Source organism: Devosia sp. P1_H9 (assembly GCF_056405135.1).
The window spans coordinates 26,172-47,764 of the sequence record NZ_JBFUCQ010000011.1; the positions used below are offsets into that span (position 1 = coordinate 26,172).

Sequence of the window (21,593 nt, forward strand, 5' to 3'; positions counted from 1 at the left end):
TGAACGGAGTTGCCGATGATCACGTACGTCGAAGCCGAAACCAAGAGCCGCCGCACCTCGGGCGTGATCCCGATCCATGGCGAAGCCGGGTTCAACGGTATGCGCAAGGCTGGCCGGCTGACGGCGGAAGCGCTCGACCTCCTGGTCGATGCGGTGAAGCCCGGCGTCACCACCGCGGCGCTCGATCGGCTGGCCTACGAGTTCGCCCGCGACCACGATGCCATCCCGGCGACCCTGTTCTACAAGGGCTACCGCCACTCGATCTGCACCTCGATCAACCACGTCGTTTGCCACGGCATCCCCGAGGAGCGGCCGCTTCGTGACGGCGACATCGTCAATATCGACCTGACGCTGATCGTCGACGGTTGGTACGGCGACAGCTCGCGCATGTACCCGGTGGGCGAAATCACGCGGAAGGCGGAGCGGCTGATCGACGTGACCTACCAGAGCCTCGCTGCCGGCATCGCTGCCGCCAAGCCCGGCAATACCACCGGTGATATCGGCGCCGCCATCCAGACCCTTGCCGAGGCAGAGCGTACCAGCGTGGTGCGCGACTTCGTCGGCCATGGCGTCGGCCAGCTGTTCCACGACGAGCCCAACATCATGCATTTCGGCGTGCCGGGCACCGGCGTGCCGCTGAAGCCGGGGATGATCTTCACTATCGAGCCGATGATCAATCTCGGCCGCCCGCACGTGAAGATCCTTGCCGACGGCTGGACCGCCGTTACCCGCGACCGGACCCTCTCGGCTCAGGCCGAGCACTCGATCGGCATCACCGAGACCGGCGCGGAGATCTTCACGCTGTCGCCACGCGGCCTGTTCAACCCGCTCGATGCCCGCCGCTAGACCATGAGCGAGGGGGACAAGCCATCGCCGGACGGACTCGGCGAGGCGGCCCCTCCGCACTATCTCGGCCATCGCGAACGCGCCCGGCAGAAGTTCCTCGCCGTCGGCGCCGACGCGCTCGCCGACTACGAACTGCTCGAGCTGGTGCTGCAGATCGTGCTGCCGCGGCGCGACACCAAGGCGCTGGCGAAGGAACTGATCCAGAAGTTCGGCTCGTTCTCGGGCGTCTTCGGCGCGGCCCCTGCCCGGCTCGCCGAGGTGAAGGGGCTGGGCGAAATCTCGGGCACCAGCCTCAAGATCATCCAGGCCGCCGCCCAGCGCTTCGCCAAAGACCGCATGACGCCCGACATGCCGATCCTCGGCTCATGGACGGCGCTGATCGACTACTGCCACGCCCAGATGGCGTTCAACAATGTCGAGCAGTTCCGCATCCTCTTCCTCGACAAGAAGAACCGCCTGATCGCCGACGAGGTGCAGCAGACAGGAACAGTCGACCACACCCCGGTTTATCCGCGCGAAGTGATCAAGCGGACGCTGGAGCTTTCGGCCACCGCCCTGATCCTCGTCCACAACCACCCTTCGGGCGACCCGGCCCCCTCCTCAGCCGACGTGCAGATGACCCGTCAGATCAACGACGTGGCGCGCCCGCTGGGGATCACGGTGCACGACCACATCATCATCGGGAAATCGGGGCACTCGTCGATGAAGGGGCTGAAGCTGATCTAGCCAGCGTCGCGACGACAAGCGCGGCCACGATCAACAGCGCCGCCACGCCGAAGGTGGTGCGCATGCCGGCCGCTACCGCCTCGCCTCCCGCGTCCGCGATGTCGGTGGTTCCCGAGCCGAGTGCGAAGATCGCCCCCATCAGCGATGCGCCAGTGATCAGCCCCAGGTTGCGCGACAGGTTGAGCACGCCGGAGATAACGCCGCGCTGCTGCGGATCGACATCGGCCATGACCGCGGTGTTGTTGGCCGCCTGGAACAGCTGGTAGCCGGGCGTAAGCAGCAACATGGCCGCGACATAGCCCGCCACGCCGAACAATCCCGGCAACGCCGCGAGCGCGGCGGCGCCGGCCAGCATGGCCCCGAGACCAGCAACGACTGCAAAGGCGGCACCGAAGCGATCGACGAGACGGCCGGCGGGAACGCCGCTCAGCGCCGAGATCGCCGGCCCGACCGACATGACGAGGCCAACCGATGCCGGATCGAGCCCGAGCGCAAGCGACAGGTAGAACGGCCCCACCACCAGCGTCGCCATCATCACCGTCGACACCAGCAGATTGCTCGCGAGGCTGCCGCCCAACCGGCGCTCGCGTAGCAAAGCCGGCCGCAGCAAAGGCGCCGCCACACGCCCCTCGACGAAGACGAAGAAGCACAAGCCGCCGGCGGCGATCAGGAGCAGCGCGAGATTGAGCGGCCCAAAGCTCCCATGACCGCTGGTCATGGCCATCGCATAGGCGGCAAGCGTCAAAGCCAGCAGCAGTGTCCCGATCACGTCGATGCGCACGCGCTCCCGCCGTTCTTGCGGGTCGGACGGCAGATGCCGCAACAGCAGCAGGGCCAGCCCGCCCAGCGGCAGGTTGACGAGGAAGATTGCCGGCCAACCGGCCACGGCGATCAGCAGCCCGCCCAGCGACGGGCCGAGCGCCGTGCCAATCGCCGACATCGTCCCGAGGAGCCCCATGGCGCCGCCGATCCGCTGCTTGGGCAGCATGTCGCCGACCAGCGCCATCGTGAGCGACATCATGATTGCCGCACCGGCCCCCTGCACTGCCCGCGCCGCGATCAACACCGGCAGGCCAGGCGCTGCAGCGCACGACACCGACGCCAGCATGAACAACCCGATGCCGACAACCAGCAGCCGTCGGCGGCCGAACAGGTCGCCGAGCCGGCCGACGCTGACGATCAGCGTGGTGACGGCCAGCAGATAGGCGATGACCACCCACTGCGCATCCTGGAACGAGGCCCCCAACGCCTCGGCCAGCGTCGGCAGCGCGACGTTGCCGATGCTGGTGCCGAGCGACGCCAGCAGCATCGACAGCGAAAGGCCGAAAAGCGCGAGCCGGGTCGGCATGTGGACACCTCCATTTTTGGACCGCCACAGGCTAGCTCCAGCCATGACATGGCGAAACACGCAACGCTTGCACGTAATCAGTGCATAGGACGCCACATCAGGCTAAGATCGTCGGATGTCGACGCCCGATCTGAACCTGCTTGTCACACTCGACGTCCTGCTCGCCGAAGGCAGCGTCGCCCGCGCCGCCCGTCGGCTGCGGCTCAGTCCCTCTGCCATGAGCCGCGCCTTGGCGCGGCTGCGCACGGCAACGGGCGATCCGCTGCTGGTGCGCGCCGGCCGCGGGCTGGTGCCAACGCCGAGAGCTCTCGAATTGCGTGAACATGTCGGCGGGCTGGTCGAAGCGGCTGAGGCGGTGCTGCGGCCGGCAGAGGCGCTGGATTTGCAGCACCTGGTGCGCACCTTCACGCTCCGATCCAGCGACGGCTTCGTCGAGAACTTCGGCCCCGCGCTCATTGCCCGCATCTCTGCCGATGCGCCCGATGTGCGTTTGCACTTCGTACAGAAGCCGGACCGTGAGAACACCGCGCTGCGCGACGGTTCAATCGATCTTGAAACTGGCGTGGTGAGCGCAACCCTCGGTCCTGAACTGCGCACCCAGGCACTGTTCCGCGACCGCTTCATCGGCGCCGTCCGTCCCGGCCACCCGCTGGCCGGGCACGCGGTAACGCCGGAGCTCTACGCAGCCGGCCGGCATGTCCACGTCTCGCGGCGCGGCCTGGAGCGTGGACTGATCGACGATGCGCTGGCGGCGAGAGGGCTGGAGCGGCAGATCGTCACCATCGTTGGCGGTTTTGCCGCGGCGCTCGCCCTCGCACGGGCCACCGACCTGATTGCCAGCGTGCCCGAGCGGCACACCGGCAATCTGCGCGACGGCCTGCATAGCTTCGCACTGCCGGTCCCGGTGCCGCAGATCACCGTGTCGCTGATCTGGCACCCGCGGCTCGACGCCGACCCTGCGCACCGCTGGCTGCGGGCTTGCCTGCGCGAGGTCTGCGGCAGCGCCTAGTCGTCCGAAGCGACCGCCTTTGCCTGCATCATCCGGCCGCGAACCGCCTTCACCACGCCCATCACAGCCTTGTTCGCCTTGAGCTTCTGCCGCAGCACCTGCCAGCCGACGTGGCCCTTGGCGGCGGCCGTGCCGAGCGTCGTCAGCGGCACGTAGTGCTGGCGCAGTGGCTGCTTGATGTTGCACCAGTGGCGCTTCTCGTCGGTGAAGCCGGCACCCATGTCGAAGATGCGGTAGCCGGCGTCGAACACCGTCTGCATCACCCGCAGCAGGCATTGCTTGCCCGGCGAGCCGGTCTGGACCGTCGCGTCGTCGCTCATCGAGCTGATCAGGCAGAACAGCCTGTCGCCCTGCGCGATGTTGTAGCGCACCGCGACGATCTCGCCGTTGAGCCGCAGCACGTGCAGGCGCACGTCGACGCCCGAGTCGGCCGCAACCGTCGCATCGTAGAATGCGCGCACCCCCGGCTCGACGAAGGGATCAGCTACGCCCATGGTGACGAAGCGCGCCGCGCGCTGACGGAACATCACCTCGAGCACCGCAAGGGCATCCGCCCCATTGCGCACTTCCTCGAACCCCACCTGCCCCAGCGCCTCGAGCCGCTCACCCTGTTGGCGATCGTGCTTGCGCCGCGACTTCGAGCGCTGCGTGGTGTTAGCCTCGTCCCAGCTGGCGAACTGACTGCGATAGAGCGTCTCCACCTCGATCGACTCGCCGAGTTCGGAAAAGATGTCGACGCCGTCGACAAACAGCTGCGGCACCGACTTGAGATAGACTAGGTCGGCCCCCTCCAGCGTCCCCAGCATCGACGACCACAGCGCCGCCCGCTCCACCGAGCCGAGCGTCGCGAGCCGCGCGGCATCGGCCAGCGGCGCATTGCAGCCGACATGCGCACCGGGAAACCACGACAGCAAGCGCACGCCCTTCACCCGTCGCCGCCACAGTGGCAGCAGCGCCACGGCCTCGCCGTCGAGCTCGGCGGTCAGATAGAACTGATCGGCCTCGGCAATGCCGCGCGCGGTGACCCAGTTGCGGATGAAAGCTGAACTCTGTCCCGGTGACTCGATCGTGCCCGCTTCGAGCACAGCCCAAACCGCGCTCACATCGTCGATGCGGTGCGCGAGCCGCACCGTCACGACCGGTACGACGGTCAGTCGGCTGCGGGGCGGTGTCGGCGGTGTGTCTTCGGCAAAGGCCTCGAGAGCCATCAACGCATCCTCGTCCAAGGTTGCGGCGACTATCGCGGCCGGCGGTGAATCGGCTGTTGACGAGCGCGTGAACGATGAAGCGACGGTCGGATTTCGACCGCGACGGTTAAGCCCCGCTTACCCGAACTGCTGCAGAACCGGGAAGGTTTCGAGGAACCAGTAGGAGATGCGGGTGAACTGGCCGGTGAGGAACAGCAGCCCCGTGATCACCAGGAACCCGCCCATCACCTTCTCGACGGTGCCCAGGTGCTTCTTGAAGCCCGAGAAGAACGTCAGGAACGGCCCGATGGCGATGCCGGCGAGCAGGAACGGCACGCCGAGCCCGAGCGAATAGAGCCCGAGCAGCGCGGCCCCATCGAGCGCCGTCTCCTTGGTCGAGGCCACCGCGAGGATCGCCGCCAGCACTGGCCCGATGCATGGCGTCCAGCCGACCGCAAAGGCCAGCCCGAGCAGGAACCCACCCACCGGTCCGCTGGCGACGCCCGGCCCATTGTGCCGCAGCTGCCGGTCGAGGAAACCGATGCGGAACACGCCGAGGAAATGCAGGCCCATCGCGATGATGAACAGCCCGGCGATCGGCGTGATGATCGGCAGCGCCTGCCGGAACGCCTGCCCGAACGCGGTGGCTGTCGCGCCGAACAGGGTGAAGACGATCGAGAAGCCCGCGATGAAGAACAGCGAGGTGAACACGCTCTTCCGCCAGATCACGCCGGCGGTGGCGCCATCGTCGCGCAACTGGTCGAAGCTCGCGCCGCTCATATAGGTGAGGTAGGGCGGCACCAGCGGCAGCACGCACGGGCTGAGGAAACTCAGTACCCCTGCCCCGAACACCAGCCAGAACGAAAACCCGTCCATCATGCCTCCGACAAATCGCGCGAAGTCATAGCCGGTTCGGGGCCGAAGGCAATGCGACGGGCCGCCGCTCGCTCCGTTGTGAAGCAGGGGCCGCAGGTTGGGTCCCTGCTTTCGCAGGGATGACATCGAGGTTGGGGCGGGGTAAGCAGCCACTGAACCACTTAATGGCCAGGCTGTTCATGACCCGCCCGATCCGCATCGCGCCTTCCATCCTCTCGGCCGACTTCACCCGGCTCGGCGACGAGATTCGCGCCATCGACGCGGGCGGCGCCGACTACATCCATGTCGACGTGATGGATGGCCACTTCGTCCCCAACATCACCATCGGCCCGATGATCGTCTCGGCCATCCGCCCGCTCACCAAAAAGATCATCGACGTCCACCTGATGATCGCCCCGGCCGATCCGTACCTGAGCGCCTTCGCCAGGGCCGGCGCCGACTCGATCACCGTCCACGTCGAAGCCGGCCCGCACCTTCACCGCTCGCTGCAGGCGATCCGTGCCGAGGGCAAGCGTGCCGGCGTCGCCATCAACCCGGCGACTCCCGTTTCGGCCATCGAACACGTCATCGGCGATGTCGATTTGGTGCTGATAATGAGCGTCAATCCCGGCTTCGGCGGGCAGAAGTTCATAGCCGAAAGCTATACCAAGCTGCACCAGGCCCGGACTTTGATCGGCAATCGCCCCATCGATCTGCAGGTCGATGGCGGCGTGTCCGCGGACAACGCCAAGGCCCTCGCCGATGCCGGCGCCGACCTCTATGTCGCTGGCACCTCAGTGTTTTCCGGCAACGATCCGGCCACCTACGCCTCCCGCATCGCGGCCATCCGCAACGCCGCCACCAAGATCAACGCGTAATCGATCCGTTACGCGAACAAAGAGCCATAAACCCATGATTCCGCGCTATTCCCGCCCCGAAATGGTCGCCATCTGGTCGCCCGAGACCCGCTTCAAGATCTGGTTCGAGATCGAAGCCCACGCGACCACCAAGCTGGCCGAACTCGGCGTCGTCCCCAAGGAAGCCGCGGAGATCATCTGGGCCAAGGGCGGCGAGGCCACCTTCGACGTTGATCGCATTGATGAAATCGAGCGCACCACCAAGCACGACGTGATCGCGTTCCTGACCCACGTGTCGGAGATCGTTGGCCCCGACGCGCGCTTCCTGCACCAGGGCATGACCTCGTCCGACGTGCTCGACACCTGCCTTGCCGTGCAGCTGTCGCGCGCCTCCGACATCCTGCTGCACGATATCGAGCGGCTGCTGGCCGCCATCAAGCGCCGCGCCAAGGAGCACAAGTACTCGATCACCATCGGCCGCAGCCACGGCATCCACGCCGAGCCGACCACCTTCGGTATCAAGCTGGCGCAGGCCTATGCCGAGTTCGACCGCAATCGTGCCCGGCTGCTGAACGCCAAGGCGGAGATCGCCACTGCCGCCATCTCCGGCGCCATCGGCACCTTCGCCAATATCGACCCGCACGTCGAAGCCTATGTGGCCGAGCAGATGGGCCTCACCGTCGAGCCGATCTCCACGCAGGTGATCCCGCGCGACCGCCACGCGATGTTCTTCGCGACGCTGGGCGTCATCGCCTCGTCGATCGAGCGGCTCGCCACCGAGATCCGTCACCTACAGCGCACCGAAGTGCTCGAAGCTGAGGAGTTCTTCTCTCCCGGCCAGAAGGGCTCGTCGGCCATGCCGCACAAGCGCAACCCGGTGCTGAGCGAAAACCTCACCGGCCTCGCGCGGCTGGTGCGCGGCATGGTGACCCCTGCCCTCGAGAACGTGGCGCTCTGGCACGAGCGCGACATCTCGCACTCCTCGGTCGAGCGCATGATCGGGCCGGACGCCACGGTGACGCTGGATTTCGCCCTCAACCGCCTGACCGGGCTGATCGAGAACCTGCTGGTCTACCCCGACAACATGAAGCGCAACCTCGACCTGCTGGGCGGGCTGCACAATTCGCAGCGCGTGCTGCTGGCGCTGACCCAGGCCGGCATGAGCCGCGAGGATTCGTATGCCGCGGTGCAGCGCAACGCCATGCAGGTCTGGCAGGCCCGCGGCGATCGCGCCGGCCTGTTCGCCCAGTTGCTCAAGGCCGATCCTGAGGTCTCCGCGAAACTGAGCGCCTCCGACATCGACGCCATGTTCGACGATTTCTACCATCTCAAGCATGTCGACGCGCTGTTCGAGCGCGTCTTCGGGCCGGAGGTGTGATGGCTGTCGTCTACGCACGCGAAGCCGCCCTGCCGATCGACGACTATATCGATGTCGTCGGCAACAGCGCGCTCGGACCGAGCCGGCCCATCAAGGATCGCGAGCGGATCGCCGCGATGATCGCCGGGGCCGACCTGGTGGTCAGCGCCCGGCTCGACGGCCGCTGCGTCGGCATCGCGCGCTGCCTGACCGATTTCGCCTGGGTCGCCTATTGTGGCGACCTGGCGGTGCACAAAGACTGCCAGGGCCGCGGCATCGGCCAGGGCCTGCTCCGGGCCTGCAAGCAGATCCTCGGCGACGGCGTGGGCATGGCCTTGCTGTCGGTGCCGGATGCAACCGGCTTTTACGACAAGAACGGCCCGGCGGTGGACCTCCACCGCTACAGCTACGCCTATTTCATGAACCGGACGCGTGGCGCATGAGAATCGCAGACGCAGACATCCTGATCCTGCCCGGCCTCGGCAATTCCGGCGCCGGCCATTGGCAGCGCCGCTGGGCCGAGCGCTTCTCGACCGGGCAGATCGTCGAACAGGACGAATGGGACGACCCCGATATTCGCGACTGGACCGCGGCCATCGTCGAGGCCGTCGAGGCGGCAGAACGTCCGGTCGTCCTAATCGCCCATTCCCTCGCGGTCTCGGCCCTGGTGCACGCCGCCCCGCGCTTTCCGGCCGGCAAGGTGAAGGGTGCGTTCCTCGTCTCGCCGCCGGATCACGAAGGCCCGGGGTTTCCGCGCGAAGGCCGCAGCTTCGACAACGTCCCGACCGATCCGCTGCCCTTCCCGTCACTGCTGGTCGTCTCGACCAACGACACCTACGTGACGCCCAACCGCGCCGCCGACATGGCCACCGCCTGGGGTTCGGAGCTGCATTTCGCCGGCGAAGCCGGCCACATCAACCTCGCCTCCGGCCACGGGCCGTGGCCCGAGGGACTCTTGATGTTCACCCGGCTGATGCAGCGGATCTGACGGCTACATCGCCGAGAACTGCACCACGACCTTGCCGGTCTCGTCGCTGAGGAAGAGCTTCTTCTGCTCGACATCGATCCTGAAGGTGCGCGTGGCGCCGAGTGCGGCGTGGAACTTCATCTCCTGGTCCATTGCCGCCTCTTCGCAGGCCATCATGGTCGAGCCCAGGTCGCCGAACTTGATGGTGTCGCCCTCGATCACCGCACTGCCGGTGAACCGGTTGCAGCCGCCGGATCCGGAAACGGCTCCGTCCTCGGCGATCTCGAGCGTCGTCTGCAGGTCGTCGATAACGCCGGCGCCGTCTATGCTTTCGGCAAGCCACGCACCTGCTAGTGGCAGAGCATTACCCGTGGTGGTGCTGCCGTCCGCGAGCGCCGTGCCTGCCCCGGAAACAAGCATTACACCGGCAATCAGCGCCAGTGCGCTGCGCCGTCCGATGAGCAGTTTGGGTGCCATCATCGATCTCCGTCCGCTGAGAGGCGCAGACGGTGGCGCCTCGCGCCCATCAGGCGCAAAGGCAAACCCGGATGATGGTTTCGGTTGGCTTACCGCGAGGGCATCAGCCCTCGTTGAGAACCTGCTCGCGCGCCACGGTGACCAGCTCGGCCATCTTCTGGCGAATCATGTCGTCCGAGACCGAGGCGCCCTTGGCCTTCAGGTCGCCCGAAATCTTGCGGAACACGTCCTCGTCGCCGGCTTCCTCGAAGTCGGAGGCGACCACCTCGGCAGCGTACTGCTTGGCGTGCTCTTCGCTGAGGCCCATGTGCTCGGCGGCCCACAGCCCGAGCAGCCTGTTGCGGCGCGCCTCAGCCTTGAAGCGCAGCTCCGAGTCGTGCGCGAATTTCGCTTCCTGGCCCTTTTCGCGATCGCTGAATCCCGACATCTACGCTCTCCGCATTTCTGCCCGGCAGTCGGGCGCCCTCGATTGGCTTGGACATAAGCTGGACGGCTGCCCAAATCAACGGGTGCCGGTCGCGGCATTTGGTCAATCTCATCAACGATCGTGCGGGGCATTTGGATGCTCGCGGGGCCATGCCCCCCGGCCGATAGTGGCTTCACCGGGCCATCGGATCGGCAGCGTCGAACACCCGCGCAGCCGGTGAAAGAGCTTGCATTAGGCTGGCATTTCGGCGCATGAACGCCGCAATTCCCCACATTGTCCGAGAGGCAGGGCTCATATGAACCGTCGCCGCAAAATTTATGACGGCAAGGCCAAGACGCTCTACGAGGGCCCGGAGCCCGGGACGCTGATCCAGTACTTCAAGGACGACGCCACCGCCGGCAACGGCGCCAAGCACGAGATCATCGACGGCAAGGGCGTCCTCAACAACCGCATCTCCGAATACATCTTTTCGAAGCTGAACGGCCTCGGCATTCCGACCCACTTCATCCGCCGGCTCAACATGCGCGAGCAGCTGATCAAGGAAGTCGAGATCATCCCGCTCGAAGTGGTGGTGCGCAACGTCGCGGCCGGCTCGCTGACCAAGCGCCTCGGCCTCGAGCCTGGCACGCAGCTGCCCCGCTCGATCATCGAGTTCTACTACAAGGACGACGCGCTCAACGACCCGATGGTCAGCGAAGAGCACATCACCGCGTTCGGCTGGGCGACGCCGCAGGAACTCGACGACATCATGGCGCTCGCCATCCGCGTCAACGACTTCCTCACGGGCCTGTTCATGGGCGTCGGCATCCAGCTCGTCGACTTCAAGATCGAGTGCGGCCGCCTCTATGACGGCGACCTGATGCGGATCGTCCTCGCCGACGAGATCAGCCCGGACAATTGCCGCCTGTGGGACATCAAGACCCGCAACAAGCTCGACAAGGATCGCTTCCGCGAGAACCTCGGCGGGCTCGTCGATGCCTACCGCGAAGTGGCCCAGCGGCTCGGTATTCTTGTGGAAACCGACAACGCGTTGACCACCGGCCCGCGACTCGTGCAATAGCGCCGCAGAGCGTGCTCAGGAGAAGCGGTGACGCTTTCCGGCTAGAGCGCGCGACCACTAAAACGGCGAGGCCATGAGCCTCGCCTCTTTCGGGAATTTTCGATGAAAGCCCGCGTCACCGTCACGCTCAAATCCGGCGTCCTCGATCCCCAGGGTCAGGCCATCCAGGGTTCGCTGAAAAGCCTCGGCTTCGCCGGGGTTGGTGCCGTTCGGCAGGGAAAAGTGTTCGACCTCGAGCTGGCTGAATCCGATTTGTCACAGGCCGAGGCTAATGTCCGGGCGATGTGCGACAAGCTCTTGGCGAACACCGTCATCGAAAACTACACGATAGAAATCACGCCTTAAGATTCACCGCGTATGGTTCTGCCGCTCGCGTAACCCTGAGCCAGTACCAGTAAAGACCATCCCGATGCTCAAGACATTTTCCCTGTCGATCGCCTTCTTCCTCGCGCTCGGGCTGCTGTTCGCGGCATACGCGTCGGTCCCCGTCTGAGGCGCTAGCCTCCGCACCTCGCTGCCATCGTTCGCGGGCTTAGCCGCCGGCCATCGCGCGGTTCGGGCGTGCATTGTCGCAGCATCCGGCAACGGTGACCGAACCTCGACTTTCGTCGTGTGATGCGAACGCCACAGCGAGGTCGTCGCCACTATTCCGCCGCCGCTCACTCACCGAATAGTCGCACGGCTGCATCACACAGCTGAATTAACCGTGCCGGTTCAGACTCCATTCAGCCGTTGAGGCGCATTGGAGCCATGCACGGACCGAGACTATTCCGGCCCCGCGAACCGACCTAAGACCCGTTGCAACCCAAGCGCTCGACGCGCTGCCGACCGATATTGAAGATGATCAAGACCTTTTCCATTTCCGCCCTGTTTTTCATGACCGTCGGCGTCCTGCTCGCCACCCACACCGCGCTGCCGTTCTAAGACGCGCAGTTGGCGCGGCGCCCCGCCGCGCCCCGGCCACGGCCGCTCCAATTCGATAAATCCTTATCCATTAAGCACTTGGCTTAAGCCTAAGTGCAGCCTTTTCGCCCTAGATGCGATCCGAGGCGCTAGAACGCGCTGACGTGCCTAGGAGCCTCACGATGTCTACCGCCGCCAACCGCCTCGATTGGGTCGATGCCGCCAAGGGCCTCTCCATCATCCTCGTGGTGATGATGCATTCGGCCTACGGCGTCGGCGAGGACCTCAACGGCACCGGCATCCTCCATTACATCATCGGCTGGGCGACGCCCTTCCGCATGCCCGAGTTTTTCCTGATCTCCGGCCTGTTCCTCGGCGCCGTGATCGCGCGGCCGTGGGCCGCCTATGCCGACCGCCGCATCGTCCACTATCTCTATTTCTACGCGCTCTGGGCCGTGCTGCAGATCGTCTTCAAGGTTGGACTCGGCACCGGTGATTTCGCCAGCGTCGGCAGCCAGATTCTCTGGGCCATCGTCGAGCCCTACGGAGTGCTGTGGTTCATCTACATGCTGGCGGTGTACTCGCTGGTCACTAAGCTGCTCTTCACCTTCAAGGCCCCGCACTGGGTGGCGCTTGTCGCCGCCGCGGCGCTGCAGATCTTCCCGGTCAGCACCGGCATCGGCCTCGTCGACCACTTCGCCGCCTACTACGTCTATTTCTACGCTGGCTATGCCTTCGCGCCGCTGATGTTCCGCATCGTCGCCTCGGCGCAGGCCAACGTGCTCTGGGCCGCGCTGACGCTCGTCGCCTATGTCCTCATCGAGGGCTACCTGGTGTTCGCCGGTGGCTCCGAGCTCCACCCGCGCGGCATCACCATGGGCTACGCCGCCCTGCCCCTCGTCCATCTCGCGCTGGGCTTTATCGGCTCGCTCGCCATCTGCCTCACCGCGGCGCTGCTGATCAAGCTGCCGCGGATGGGCTGGCTGCGCTGGCTCGGCGAGCACTCGATCGTCGTCTATCTGAGCTTCTCGATCCCCATGGCCGCGAGCCGCACCCTGCTGCTGAAGACCGGCCTCATCAGCGATGTCAGCACCGTCAGCGTCATCGTCATGACCATCGCGCTGCTCTCGCCGCTGGTGCTCTACTGGATCATCGCAAAGACCGGCTGGGGCAAGTTCCTGTTCGAGCGTCCGGCCTGGGCACATATCCCAGGCACGCCCGGCAGCCGCAGCTATGTGAAGCCGGCTTCCATACAGCCGGCCGAGTAAGCCACAAGCGTTGGGGCTGTACCCCAGTTCCGCCCTTGCTTTTGCCACCAAGACTCATCAAAGGATCGGCATCCCACATCAGGAGCTGCCGATGAAAGCCGCTGTCGTCGTGTTTCCCGGTCTCAACCGTGACCGCGACATGATCGCTGCCCTCACCAAGATCGGCGGCGAGGCACCGGCCGTGGTCTGGCACAAGGATGCCGAGATCCCCAAGGTGGACCTGATCGTCATTCCCGGCGGCTTCTCCTACGGCGATTACCTGCGCGTCGGGGCAATCGCCGCGCGCTCCCCGGCCATGGACACGATCCGCGAGCGGGCGGCGCAGGGCGTCAAGGTGATGGGCGTCTGCAACGGCTTCCAGATCCTGAGTGAAGCTGGCCTTGTTCCAGGCGTGCTGATGCGCAACGCCTCGCTGAAGTTCGTCTGCCGCGAGGTCAAGCTTTCCGTCGAGAACGCCGCGACGGCTTTCACCCGCGGCTACACTCAGGGCCAGGTCATCCGCTGCCCGGTCGCCCACCATGACGGCAACTATTTCGCCGATGCCGAGACGATTGCTGCAGTCGAGGGCAACGGCCAGGTCGCTTTCCGCTACGCCGAGGGCACCAACCCGAATGGCTCGATCAACAACATCGCCGGCGTGTTCAACGCCAACAAGAACGTGCTCGGTCTTATGCCGCACCCGGAGAACCTGATCGAGAGCGCCCATGGCGGCACCGACGGGCGAAACCTGTTCTCCGCCCTGCTCGACGCCGCCTAAGCACTAGCGCTCAGGTCATCACTGCTGGCTTGTTCGGACCGCCCGTCGGTGCGATTATTTCTTGACGTTGCGGCGCAGCACTGGCCCGGGAGAGGGCGATGGCTTGGCTCGCACGCATGACGCGGCCTGACGCGGCCGCAATTCTTCATCTGATCGTCGGTTTGATGATGGGCGGCCTGGCCGCCCTTTTCCTTGTCGCCGTCACGCCGGCTTCGGCCCAAGGTCCCTATTACGAGCTCGTCGAGATCGTTCCGGACCCCAACAACGACCCGACCTGGACCGTTGCCGATGGACACATCACGCTCAAGTCGGCCAGCGGCAACTACAGCGCCGACTACAGCTGGTCGCCGCCGCCACGCACCAGCGACAGCGCCGGTTTCGACGTGAACATGAACATCGAGGGCAAGGCCAACCCATCGCGCATCTACGCGGGCATCGGCATCAGCAGCCCCAGCGGCGGCTTCACCTTCGACAAGGATCCGGCGAGCGCCGACATCTCGGTACCCGATGCCGCGCCGGGCGGCTCCGAAAGCCGCTCGAACTCCATCTCAGTGCACGTCGCGCCGTCCCCTTCGTACGGCGACGGCTCGATCATCGAGCTCAGAGTCGGAGCATTTTACGCCTACGGCGTCACTTATCGCTACCGCGTCTCGGCGACGCCGGTGGTCATCGACGACCAGCAGCAGCCGCACGAAGGGCCGCTGGTGGTTACGGTCGACTGCCCCACCGACATCGTCATCGGGCAGTTGCCCAGCCTCAACTGCCACCTGCTGATCAGCGGCTATCGGCGCAACACCGCCGATCCGGTTGAGGTGCTGGTGCCCGACATGCTCGACCAGTTCGGCAACCACGCCAACGGCATCCAGGTCGTCGATCTCGATGGCGCCGAGGACGTGTTCAACTGGGAAGCCACCCACAGCTGGGGCTTCTTCGTCTTCGCCTGCACCGGGCCGAATATCGGCGCCAACTGCTACGACAACATGGCCACGCCCGGCCCCGCCACCATCCGCGTCACCGTGCAGCAGAAGGGGTTGCGACCGGTCAACCTGCTGCTCAACTTCAACGTCGTCGGCAAGGGCGGCCAGCTTGGTGGTCTGGGGCAGCAAGTCCTGATCGGCAGCCGCTGGATCGCCAGCACGTTCCTCAACAACGAAACCGGCCAGCCGGCGAGCACCACTATCCTCCTCGATTGGCTGAGCGCCCGCTGGACGCTCGATCCGGTCGAGGGCGGCTATGTCCGCATCCACAGCGTGTACAGGCCTGACCAATACCTGCACGTCGAGAATGGCTACCTCGAAGTCGGGCCGATCCAGCCTGAATGGCAGTCGGCCATGTGGCAGATGGAACCGAGCGGCGGCGGCTACTACGTGCGCTTCCGCAACGTCTGGCAGGCCGACACCTACCTGAACGTGGAAACCGGCGAACTGGCCAACACGCCGATCGGACAGGATTGGCTGAGCGCCGACTGGTGGCTGCTGCAGTAGCGCAAAAAACAGCGAGCGCGCTTGGCGGCAGCACCGGGCGCGCTCTATGGTCTCAGCTGTTTTGAAATACTGCCCCGAGTCATAATGTTGCGAACTTTGCTCGCCCTGGCCGGCCTTTCAGTCGGCGTCCTCGGTCTCGGCATCGATGGCTGGGAGATTTTCCCGTCAGTGATGATGGAGTCGGCGACCAATCCGGTCGCCCGCAGCCTGCCCGACGCCTTCATCTACTTCTGGACCTACTTCACACACCTGACCAACCTGTGGCTGGTGCTGACCTATGCCTCGGTGCTCACCGGCTGGACTTGGCTGGGGTGGTTCCGCCGGCCGATCATCATGGCCTCCGCCGCGGCCTTCATCATCCTGGTGATGCTGTACTATCACTTCATGCTGGCGCCGACGCTGAAGATGGAGGGCGCTCTGGCCGTCGCCACCTACCTGCTGCACTACGTTGCGCCTATCCTCTATCTCATCTGGTGGGCGCTGTTTGCACCGCACGGAGTGCTGCGCTTCAAGCATGTCGGGCTGATGCTGCTGCCCGGCATCGGCTATGTGGCCTGGGTGCTGTTGCGCGGGGCGGTGGTGGCCGAGTATCCCTACGACATCCTCGATGCCGGCAAGTTCGGCTACCCGACGGTCGCCATCGGCGTCGGCGTCCTGCTGATCGCCGTCACGGTCTTCTCCGTGATACTGGTGTCTGCAGATAGATGGCTGGCGCACCGCAGCGCCGTGGGGAGAACGGCTTGAACCTGAAGCGCCTGGTCACCCTGGTTGGCCTTGTTGTCGGGACGGCGGCGCTGCTGCTGCAATTCTACCTGTCGATGGGGCTGCGCCTCGGCAAGGGCGACAGCGTCCTCGGCGCACTGTGGTTCTTCTTCACCTTCTTCACCATCCTCACCAACGGCATGCTGGTGCTGATCTATCTCTCTGAAGTGAGCGCGTTCCGCTGGCTCGGCTGGTGGCGCTCGCTGGTGACGCGAGCCATGATGGCGGGCATCATGGCGATGGTGACGGTGTTCTACCACGTGATGCTGGCCGGCCTCTGGCAGCCCACCGGCCTGCAGCTCTTCGCCGACATCGTCCTGCACTATGTCGCGCCGCTGTTCTTCATCGCATGGTGGCTGCTCTTCCAGCCACATGGCGACCTCGACTGGCGCGATATCCCGGCGATGACGGTGTTCCCGCTGCTCTATCTGGCCTGGGCAATGGTCCGCGGCGCCGTTGTCGGCGAGTACCCCTACCCCATCCTCGAGGCCAACACGCTTGGCTATGGCCAGGTAGCGATCAACGTCATCGTCATGCTCGTGGCCTTCCTCGCGCTGTTCGCCGTCGCGGTCGGCGTCGACAAATTGCTCGGCCGGCGTTCGGTCCGGCCGGTTTGACTTGTTTGTGACACTCTTGCGAACGTAGGCTTGCCTTGCGGCGACGGGTGTAGCGGGGGCGCAGATGAGTTTTCAGTGGTCCCGGGGCGACCGCTCGATGGGTGACGGCTTCCTGCGGATAGCGCGCGAGCAGATCGGCAAAGCCATTGCCGGCGCGGAGAATTCGTCCGAGTCGCCGGAACGCCGAGTGCACGAGGCGCGGCGGCGCTGCAAGAAACTGCGCGCTCTGTTCCGGCTGGTGCGCCCCGATTTCAGCGCCTACGACACCGAGAACGCCTTCGTCCGCGATGCATCGCGCGGCCTCGCCGCATCGCGCGACCTGCGCGTGACGCGGGCCACCTTCGCTGAGTTGATGACCTGGGCCGGCAGGCCGATCGACGTGGCTGATGACGGCCGGAACGCAGCGGCCGAGGGCGAAACTGGCGCGTTGCAGAGCTTCACCGGCCAGATGCGCGAACTCGAGCAGCGCAGCGCCACCTGGCGGCTCGACCGGATCGACGTCGATACCCTGGCCACCGGCCTCAAGCACACCTACCGCAGCGGGCGGCAGACCGGTCGCACCGCCGAGCGGCAGCGCACCGACGAGGCCTTCCACGAGTGGCGCAAGTTCGCCAAATATCACTGGAACCAGCTGGGCCTGCTCGAGAGCTGTGCCGAGGACATCCTGCCCTCCGCCCACAAATGCGCCGGCGAGCTGGCAGAGCAGCTGGGCACCCACCACGACCTTGCCGTGCTGAGCCAATTGTTGAAGACGACGCCCGATGACCTCGGGCCCCACATCGATGCCGCATTCGCGCTAGCAGCCGTCGATCGCCGTCAGGCCGAAATCGAAGAGAACATCCGAAAGCTCGGGATGCAGGTCTTTGCCGAAAAGCCAAGGGCGCTGAAGGCCCGCTTTTCCGCCTATCTCGACGGCTGGATGACCCGCGAGGCGGCCGAGTAGATGGGCATCGAGATCGAGCGCAAGTTCCTCGTCGCAGCCGACGGCTGGAAGGACCTCGTCAAGGTGACGCAGGAACTGCGTCAGGGCTACCTGACCACAGGTGGCGGTGGCGTCACCGTGCGGGTGCGCTCGATCGACGATCGCGTCGGCTACATCACGATCAAGAGCGGCGGCTCGGCGCTGGCCCGTGCTGAGTTCGAGTACGAAATCCCGATCGCCGATGCGCGGCAGCTGCTGGCGCTCAGCCGCGGCGCGCAGATCGAAAAGACCCGCCACAACCTCGACCTCCCCGACGGCGACTGGGTCGTCGACGAGTTCCACGGCCGCCACGAGGGCCTGGTGATGGCAGAAGTCGAGCTCGACAGTCCCACCGCCACCCTCCAACTGCCCGACTGGCTCGGCGACGAGGTCACCGGCGACCCGCAATACTACAATTCCAGCCTCGCCATGCTGGTCGGCGGGGAAATCTGACCCATTTCCTGTGTCCCCCGGGAGTCGTATCCGCTATAGCGAACGCCAGCGGATCAGGGCCGGAATCGGATGACCTTCAACAACCACATCGCCATTACGCCAGAGCTTGTTGCCGATCATGGGCTTAAGCTGGACGAGTACCAGAAGATCCTGCAGCTGATCGGCCGCGCGCCGACCTACACCGAGCTCGGCATCTTCTCGGCGATGTGGAACGAGCACTGCTCCTACAAGAGCTCCAAGAAGTGGCTGCGCACCCTGCCGACCACCGGCCAGCTGGTGATCCAGGGCCCGGGCGAGAATGCCGGCGTGGTCGACATCGGTGATGGCCAGGCCATCGTCTTCAAGATGGAATCGCACAACCACCCCAGCTACATCGAGCCCTACCAGGGCGCGGCGACCGGCGTGGGTGGCATCCTCCGCGACGTCTTCACCATGGGCGCCCGCCCGGTGGCAGCGATGAACGCGCTGCGCTTCGGTGACCCCAAGCACGAAAAGACGAAGCACCTGGTCTCCGGGGTCGTCGCCGGCGTCGGTGGCTACGGCAACTCCTTCGGCGTCCCCACCGTGGGCGGCGAAGTCGAGTTCGACGAGCGCTATAACGGCAACATCCTGGTCAACGCCTTTGCGGCCGGCCTCGCCGACACCGACAAGATCTTCTACTCGAAAGCCGAAGGCGTCGGCCTGCCCGTCGTCTATCTCGGAGCCAAGACCGGCCGGGATGGCGTCGGCGGCGCCACGATGGCCTCGGCAGAATTCGGCGACGATATCGAGGAAAAGCGCCCGACCGTGCAGGTCGGCGACCCCTTCACCGAGAAGCGCCTGCTCGAGGCCTGCCTCGAGCTGATGGCCACCGGCGCGGTGATCGCCATCCAGGACATGGGTGCTGCCGGCCTCACTTGCTCGGCCGTCGAAATGGGCGCCAAGGGCGACCTCGGCGTCGAGCTCAACCTCGACATGGTGCCGGTCCGCGAAGACGCGATGAGCCCCTACGAGATGATGCTCTCGGAAAGCCAGGAGCGCATGCTCATGGTGCTGCATCCCGAAAAGGAAGCCGAGGCCCGCGCCGTCTTCGAGAAGTGGGAACTGGATTTCGCCACCGTCGGCCACACCACCGATGACCTGCGCTTCCGCGTCATGTGGAAGGGCGAGGAAGTCGCCAACCTGCCGATCAAGCAGCTCGGCGACGAAGCTCCGGAATACGATCGCCCATGGACCGCCCCTGTGGTGCCCAAGGCGCTGGCCGCCGACGACATCCCGCAGATGGATATCGCCGATGCGCTGCTGAAGCTGCTGGGTTCGCCCGCGCTCTCCTCACGCCGTTGGGTCTACGAGCAGTACGACACGCTGATCCAGGGCAACTCGTTGCAGCGCCCGGGCGGCGATGCCGGCGTCATCCGCGTCGACGGCCACCCCACCAAGGCGCTCGCCTTCACCTCCGACGTCACTCCGCGCTATTGCGAGGCCGACGCCTATGAAGGCGGGAAGCAAGCCGTCGCCGAGTGCTGGCGTAACCTCACGGCTACCGGTGCCGATCCGCTGGCCGCCACCGACAACCTCAATTTCGGCAATCCCGAGCGGCCGGAAATCATGGGCCAGCTGGTCCATGCGGTGAAGGGCATCGGCGATGCCTGCCGCGCGTTGGGCTTCCCGATCGTTTCGGGGAACGTGTCGCTCTACAACGAGACCAACGGCCGCGGCATCCTGCCGACCCCGACCATCGGCGGCGTCGGCCTGATCCCCGATTGGTCGAAAATGGCCCGCGCCGCCTTCGCCGCCGAGGGCGAAGCGATCCTTCTGTTCGGCGCCCCCGACTGGTGGGGCACCCATCTCGGCCAGTCGATCTACCTGCGCGAGCTGTTCAACCGCAAGGACGGCACCCCGCCGCCGGTCGATCTCGACCACGAAAAGAAGGTCGGCGACCTTGTCCGCATCCTGATCCGCGACGGCGTCGCCACCGCCGTGCACGACCTCTCGGATGGCGGCCTCGCCATCGGCCTCGCCGAAATGGCGCTGGCGTCGGGCATCGGCGCGACGGTCAACCAGCTCGATGGCGGCGACCCGCTGCCGCTGTTCTTCGGCGAAGACCAGGGCCGCTACCTCGTCACCATGAGCCGCGCCAACCTCGATAAGTTCTACGCCGAGGTCTACCCCTACGCCGGCGTCTTCGCCCCCTGGATCGGCAACACCGGCGGCACGTCGCTGACGCTGGGCGAAGCCCGCCCGGTCCCCATTGCCGAGATGCGGGCAGCCCACGAAGGCTGGTTCCCGGAGTTCATGGCGGGCGAGATCGCCGAGGTGTGACCGGCGGCGATCTCGAAATCACGGCCGGGAGCGCCCATATTAGGCGCATCCCAAATAATGGAGACCATCATGACGACCACTGAGCGGGCGGTTCTGGCTGGCGGGTGTTTCTGGGGCGCGCAGGAGCTGCTGCGCCACAAGGACGGGATTATCTCCACCCGCGTCGGCTACTCGGGCGACGACGGCTTTGCCAATGCCACCTACCGCAGCCACGGTGACCATGCCGAGGCGGTCGAGATCGTCTACGATCCGAGCCGCATCAGCTATCGCGACATCCTGGAGTTCTTCTTCCAGATCCACGATCCCTCGACCAGGAACCGGCAGGGCAACGATGTCGGCCGCGCCTATCGTTCCGCGATCTTCTACGAGAACGCCGAGCAGAAGACCGTCGCCGAGGACACCATCAAGGACGTCGACGCCTCGGGCCTGTGGCCCGGCAAGGTGGTGACCGAGCTGCAGCCGGTCGGCCCGTTCTGGGAGGCCGAGCCCGAGCACCAGGATTATCTGCAGCGTATCCCCAACGGCTACACCTGCCACTGGGTGCGGCCCAACTGGAAGCTGCCCAAGCGGCAGGCCGCCTGATCGAAACTAGCAGTTGAGTGATCCAGCGGGCGTCGGGAAACCGGCGCCCGCTCCGTTGAACGCCCCCTCCCCGCATGCCATATCTCAGGAGGGCTCAACTACCGGGAGACATGTCATGGGCATGGCCGCAAACGAAATCGAACGCCGCATCCTCAAGGCCCTTCCGGACGCCACCGTCGAAATCCGCGACCTGGCCGGCGACGGCGACCACTACGCCGCAACCGTCACCTCCGAAGCCTTCCGCGGCAAAACCCGCGTGCAGCAGCACCAGATGGTCAACGCGGCATTCGGCACGGACATGGGCACGGTGCTCCACTCGCTCGCGCTGCAGACCAAGGCGCCGGATTGAGTAGGGACGAACTCGTAGCCTGGGCAGAAGCGAGAGGCAT

General features: G+C 65.6%; 24 protein-coding genes. 19 read left to right on the forward strand and 5 right to left on the reverse strand.

Annotated elements, in window-relative coordinates; translation table 11 throughout:
* Positions 1-15 precede the first annotated feature (15 nt).
* Both map and radC read left to right on the forward strand, forming a co-directional pair.
* Complete coding sequence (gene map, locus AC1DYL_RS18775; RefSeq protein WP_477149544.1) at positions 16-846, forward strand: type I methionyl aminopeptidase; 831 nt, start codon at positions 16-18, stop codon at positions 844-846.
* A 3-nt stretch (positions 847-849) separates the two neighbouring features.
* Positions 850-1,572 (forward strand): RadC family protein, encoded by a 723-nt coding sequence (radC, locus tag AC1DYL_RS18780; RefSeq protein WP_477149545.1) that lies wholly within the window; start codon positions 850-852, stop codon positions 1,570-1,572.
* Here the strand turns inward: radC and AC1DYL_RS18785 are convergent.
* Entirely contained in the window at positions 1,523-2,920 is a 1,398-nt protein-coding gene (locus tag AC1DYL_RS18785; protein ID WP_477174343.1) for an MFS transporter, read from the reverse strand. The two genes, radC and AC1DYL_RS18785, sit on opposite strands and share 50 nt — an antisense overlap.
* Positions 2,921-3,035: 115 nt before the next feature.
* On the opposite strand from AC1DYL_RS18785, the gene AC1DYL_RS18790 reads away from it, so the two are divergent.
* On the forward strand, positions 3,036-3,929 hold the full coding sequence (locus tag AC1DYL_RS18790; RefSeq protein WP_477174344.1) for a LysR family transcriptional regulator: 894 nt from the start codon (positions 3,036-3,038) through the stop codon (positions 3,927-3,929).
* On the opposite strand, the gene AC1DYL_RS18795 is transcribed toward AC1DYL_RS18790, so the two are convergent.
* Both AC1DYL_RS18795 and AC1DYL_RS18800 read right to left on the reverse strand, forming a co-directional pair.
* Complete coding sequence (locus tag AC1DYL_RS18795) at positions 3,926-5,137, reverse strand: GNAT family N-acetyltransferase (protein ID WP_477174345.1); 1,212 nt, start codon at positions 5,135-5,137, stop codon at positions 3,926-3,928. The two genes, AC1DYL_RS18790 and AC1DYL_RS18795, sit on opposite strands and share 4 nt — an antisense overlap.
* 117 nt (positions 5,138-5,254) lie before the next feature.
* Positions 5,255-5,992: a cytochrome c biogenesis CcdA family protein gene (locus tag AC1DYL_RS18800; RefSeq protein ID WP_477157629.1), complete on the reverse strand. Its 738-nt coding sequence runs from the start codon at positions 5,990-5,992 to the stop codon at positions 5,255-5,257.
* A 164-nt stretch (positions 5,993-6,156) separates the two neighbouring features.
* Here AC1DYL_RS18800 and rpe point away from each other — a divergent pair, with 164 nt between their 5' ends.
* Genes rpe through AC1DYL_RS18820 form a run of 4 tightly spaced genes read left to right on the forward strand, consistent with a single transcriptional unit; the run spans position 6,157 to position 9,173 of the window.
* The gene (gene rpe / locus AC1DYL_RS18805; RefSeq protein WP_477174346.1) at positions 6,157-6,849 is read left to right on the forward strand and encodes a ribulose-phosphate 3-epimerase; all 693 of its coding nucleotides are present in this window, start codon (positions 6,157-6,159) and stop codon (positions 6,847-6,849) included.
* Between the two features lie 34 nt (positions 6,850-6,883).
* Positions 6,884-8,206: an adenylosuccinate lyase gene (gene purB, locus AC1DYL_RS18810; RefSeq protein WP_477174347.1), complete on the forward strand. Its 1,323-nt coding sequence runs from the start codon at positions 6,884-6,886 to the stop codon at positions 8,204-8,206.
* Complete coding sequence (locus AC1DYL_RS18815) at positions 8,206-8,628, forward strand: GNAT family N-acetyltransferase (RefSeq protein WP_477149552.1); 423 nt, start codon at positions 8,206-8,208, stop codon at positions 8,626-8,628. Before purB ends, AC1DYL_RS18815 begins: the two co-directional genes overlap by 1 nt.
* Positions 8,625-9,173 carry an RBBP9/YdeN family alpha/beta hydrolase gene (locus AC1DYL_RS18820; protein WP_477157627.1) on the forward strand — a complete coding sequence of 183 codons (549 nt, stop codon included), beginning with the start codon at positions 8,625-8,627 and terminating at the stop codon, positions 9,171-9,173. The genes AC1DYL_RS18815 and AC1DYL_RS18820 overlap by 4 nt, the downstream gene beginning before the upstream one ends.
* Before the next feature lie 3 nt (positions 9,174-9,176).
* Here AC1DYL_RS18820 and AC1DYL_RS18825 read toward each other — a convergent pair whose 3' ends face one another.
* Together AC1DYL_RS18825 and AC1DYL_RS18830 are read right to left on the reverse strand one after the other, a co-directional pair.
* Positions 9,177-9,629, reverse strand: a complete 453-nt coding sequence (locus tag AC1DYL_RS18825) for an META domain-containing protein (RefSeq protein WP_477174348.1) — start codon at positions 9,627-9,629, stop codon at positions 9,177-9,179.
* A gap of 103 nt (positions 9,630-9,732) precedes the next feature.
* Positions 9,733-10,056, reverse strand: a complete 324-nt coding sequence (locus AC1DYL_RS18830) for a DUF1476 domain-containing protein (RefSeq protein WP_477149556.1) — start codon at positions 10,054-10,056, stop codon at positions 9,733-9,735.
* A 295-nt stretch (positions 10,057-10,351) separates the two neighbouring features.
* Between AC1DYL_RS18830 and purC the strand changes: the two genes are divergently transcribed.
* From purC to AC1DYL_RS18890, 12 genes are all read left to right on the forward strand, one after another.
* Complete coding sequence (gene purC / locus AC1DYL_RS18835) at positions 10,352-11,116, forward strand: phosphoribosylaminoimidazolesuccinocarboxamide synthase (RefSeq protein WP_423067628.1); 765 nt, start codon at positions 10,352-10,354, stop codon at positions 11,114-11,116.
* Positions 11,117-11,218: 102 nt separating this feature from the next.
* Positions 11,219-11,461, forward strand: coding sequence for a phosphoribosylformylglycinamidine synthase subunit PurS (gene purS, locus AC1DYL_RS18840; protein ID WP_477174349.1), 243 nt, complete (start codon positions 11,219-11,221; stop codon positions 11,459-11,461).
* 740 nt (positions 11,462-12,201) lie between these two features.
* Positions 12,202-13,287: an acyltransferase family protein gene (locus AC1DYL_RS18845; RefSeq protein ID WP_477174350.1), complete on the forward strand. Its 1,086-nt coding sequence runs from the start codon at positions 12,202-12,204 to the stop codon at positions 13,285-13,287.
* 91 nt (positions 13,288-13,378) lie between these two features.
* A complete protein-coding gene (gene purQ / locus AC1DYL_RS18850; RefSeq protein ID WP_477174351.1) occupies positions 13,379-14,044 on the forward strand; it encodes a phosphoribosylformylglycinamidine synthase subunit PurQ in 666 nt (221 codons plus the stop codon).
* A 98-nt stretch (positions 14,045-14,142) separates the two neighbouring features.
* Positions 14,143-15,528, forward strand: coding sequence for an RICIN domain-containing protein (locus tag AC1DYL_RS18855; protein WP_477174352.1), 1,386 nt, complete (start codon positions 14,143-14,145; stop codon positions 15,526-15,528).
* Between the two features lie 84 nt (positions 15,529-15,612).
* Positions 15,613-16,272, forward strand: a complete 660-nt coding sequence (locus AC1DYL_RS18860) for a Pr6Pr family membrane protein (protein ID WP_477174353.1) — start codon at positions 15,613-15,615, stop codon at positions 16,270-16,272.
* Positions 16,269-16,907, forward strand: a complete 639-nt coding sequence (locus AC1DYL_RS18865; RefSeq protein WP_477174354.1) for a Pr6Pr family membrane protein — start codon at positions 16,269-16,271, stop codon at positions 16,905-16,907. Before AC1DYL_RS18860 ends, AC1DYL_RS18865 begins: the two co-directional genes overlap by 4 nt.
* 64 nt (positions 16,908-16,971) lie before the next feature.
* Positions 16,972-17,850 carry a CHAD domain-containing protein gene (locus tag AC1DYL_RS18870; RefSeq protein ID WP_477174355.1) on the forward strand — a complete coding sequence of 293 codons (879 nt, stop codon included), beginning with the start codon at positions 16,972-16,974 and terminating at the stop codon, positions 17,848-17,850.
* Complete coding sequence (locus tag AC1DYL_RS18875) at positions 17,851-18,321, forward strand: CYTH domain-containing protein (RefSeq protein ID WP_477149564.1); 471 nt, start codon at positions 17,851-17,853, stop codon at positions 18,319-18,321.
* A 69-nt stretch (positions 18,322-18,390) separates the two neighbouring features.
* Positions 18,391-20,622 carry a phosphoribosylformylglycinamidine synthase subunit PurL gene (gene purL, locus AC1DYL_RS18880; protein ID WP_477174356.1) on the forward strand — a complete coding sequence of 744 codons (2,232 nt, stop codon included), beginning with the start codon at positions 18,391-18,393 and terminating at the stop codon, positions 20,620-20,622.
* Between the two features lie 69 nt (positions 20,623-20,691).
* Positions 20,692-21,204: a peptide-methionine (S)-S-oxide reductase MsrA gene (gene msrA / locus AC1DYL_RS18885; RefSeq protein WP_477174357.1), complete on the forward strand. Its 513-nt coding sequence runs from the start codon at positions 20,692-20,694 to the stop codon at positions 21,202-21,204.
* 115 nt (positions 21,205-21,319) lie between these two features.
* Positions 21,320-21,553: a BolA/IbaG family iron-sulfur metabolism protein gene (locus tag AC1DYL_RS18890; protein WP_477174358.1), complete on the forward strand. Its 234-nt coding sequence runs from the start codon at positions 21,320-21,322 to the stop codon at positions 21,551-21,553.
* The last annotated feature ends 40 nt before the right edge of the window (positions 21,554-21,593 follow it).

What these genes read in the sequence shown, in the direction of transcription:
- AC1DYL_RS18820 (WP_477157627.1), top strand. Translation starts at nt 8,625, where the DNA reads ATGAGAATCGCAGACGCAGACATCCTGATCCTGCCCGGCCTCGGCAAT.
- purC (WP_423067628.1), top strand. Translation starts at nt 10,352, where the DNA reads ATGAACCGTCGCCGCAAAATTTATGACGGCAAGGCCAAGACGCTCTAC.
- AC1DYL_RS18785 (WP_477174343.1), bottom strand. Translation starts at nt 2,920, where the DNA reads ATGCCGACCCGGCTCGCGCTTTTCGGCCTTTCGCTGTCGATGCTGCTG.
- AC1DYL_RS18860 (WP_477174353.1), top strand. Translation starts at nt 15,613, where the DNA reads ATGTTGCGAACTTTGCTCGCCCTGGCCGGCCTTTCAGTCGGCGTCCTC.
- map (WP_477149544.1), top strand. Translation starts at nt 16, where the DNA reads ATGATCACGTACGTCGAAGCCGAAACCAAGAGCCGCCGCACCTCGGGC.
- AC1DYL_RS18830 (WP_477149556.1), bottom strand. Translation starts at nt 10,056, where the DNA reads ATGTCGGGATTCAGCGATCGCGAAAAGGGCCAGGAAGCGAAATTCGCG.
- msrA (WP_477174357.1), top strand. Translation starts at nt 20,692, where the DNA reads ATGACGACCACTGAGCGGGCGGTTCTGGCTGGCGGGTGTTTCTGGGGC.
- AC1DYL_RS18890 (WP_477174358.1), top strand. Translation starts at nt 21,320, where the DNA reads ATGGGCATGGCCGCAAACGAAATCGAACGCCGCATCCTCAAGGCCCTT.
- AC1DYL_RS18855 (WP_477174352.1), top strand. Translation starts at nt 14,143, where the DNA reads ATGGCTTGGCTCGCACGCATGACGCGGCCTGACGCGGCCGCAATTCTT.
- AC1DYL_RS18875 (WP_477149564.1), top strand. Translation starts at nt 17,851, where the DNA reads ATGGGCATCGAGATCGAGCGCAAGTTCCTCGTCGCAGCCGACGGCTGG.
- purB (WP_477174347.1), top strand. Translation starts at nt 6,884, where the DNA reads ATGATTCCGCGCTATTCCCGCCCCGAAATGGTCGCCATCTGGTCGCCC.
- AC1DYL_RS18845 (WP_477174350.1), top strand. Translation starts at nt 12,202, where the DNA reads ATGTCTACCGCCGCCAACCGCCTCGATTGGGTCGATGCCGCCAAGGGC.
- AC1DYL_RS18795 (WP_477174345.1), bottom strand. Translation starts at nt 5,137, where the DNA reads ATGGCTCTCGAGGCCTTTGCCGAAGACACACCGCCGACACCGCCCCGC.
- AC1DYL_RS18790 (WP_477174344.1), top strand. Translation starts at nt 3,036, where the DNA reads ATGTCGACGCCCGATCTGAACCTGCTTGTCACACTCGACGTCCTGCTC.
- purL (WP_477174356.1), top strand. Translation starts at nt 18,391, where the DNA reads ATGACCTTCAACAACCACATCGCCATTACGCCAGAGCTTGTTGCCGAT.
- AC1DYL_RS18815 (WP_477149552.1), top strand. Translation starts at nt 8,206, where the DNA reads ATGGCTGTCGTCTACGCACGCGAAGCCGCCCTGCCGATCGACGACTAT.
- AC1DYL_RS18870 (WP_477174355.1), top strand. Translation starts at nt 16,972, where the DNA reads ATGAGTTTTCAGTGGTCCCGGGGCGACCGCTCGATGGGTGACGGCTTC.
- AC1DYL_RS18825 (WP_477174348.1), bottom strand. Translation starts at nt 9,629, where the DNA reads ATGGCACCCAAACTGCTCATCGGACGGCGCAGCGCACTGGCGCTGATT.
- purS (WP_477174349.1), top strand. Translation starts at nt 11,219, where the DNA reads ATGAAAGCCCGCGTCACCGTCACGCTCAAATCCGGCGTCCTCGATCCC.
- AC1DYL_RS18800 (WP_477157629.1), bottom strand. Translation starts at nt 5,992, where the DNA reads ATGGACGGGTTTTCGTTCTGGCTGGTGTTCGGGGCAGGGGTACTGAGT.
- radC (WP_477149545.1), top strand. Translation starts at nt 850, where the DNA reads ATGAGCGAGGGGGACAAGCCATCGCCGGACGGACTCGGCGAGGCGGCC.
- rpe (WP_477174346.1), top strand. Translation starts at nt 6,157, where the DNA reads ATGGCCAGGCTGTTCATGACCCGCCCGATCCGCATCGCGCCTTCCATC.
- purQ (WP_477174351.1), top strand. Translation starts at nt 13,379, where the DNA reads ATGAAAGCCGCTGTCGTCGTGTTTCCCGGTCTCAACCGTGACCGCGAC.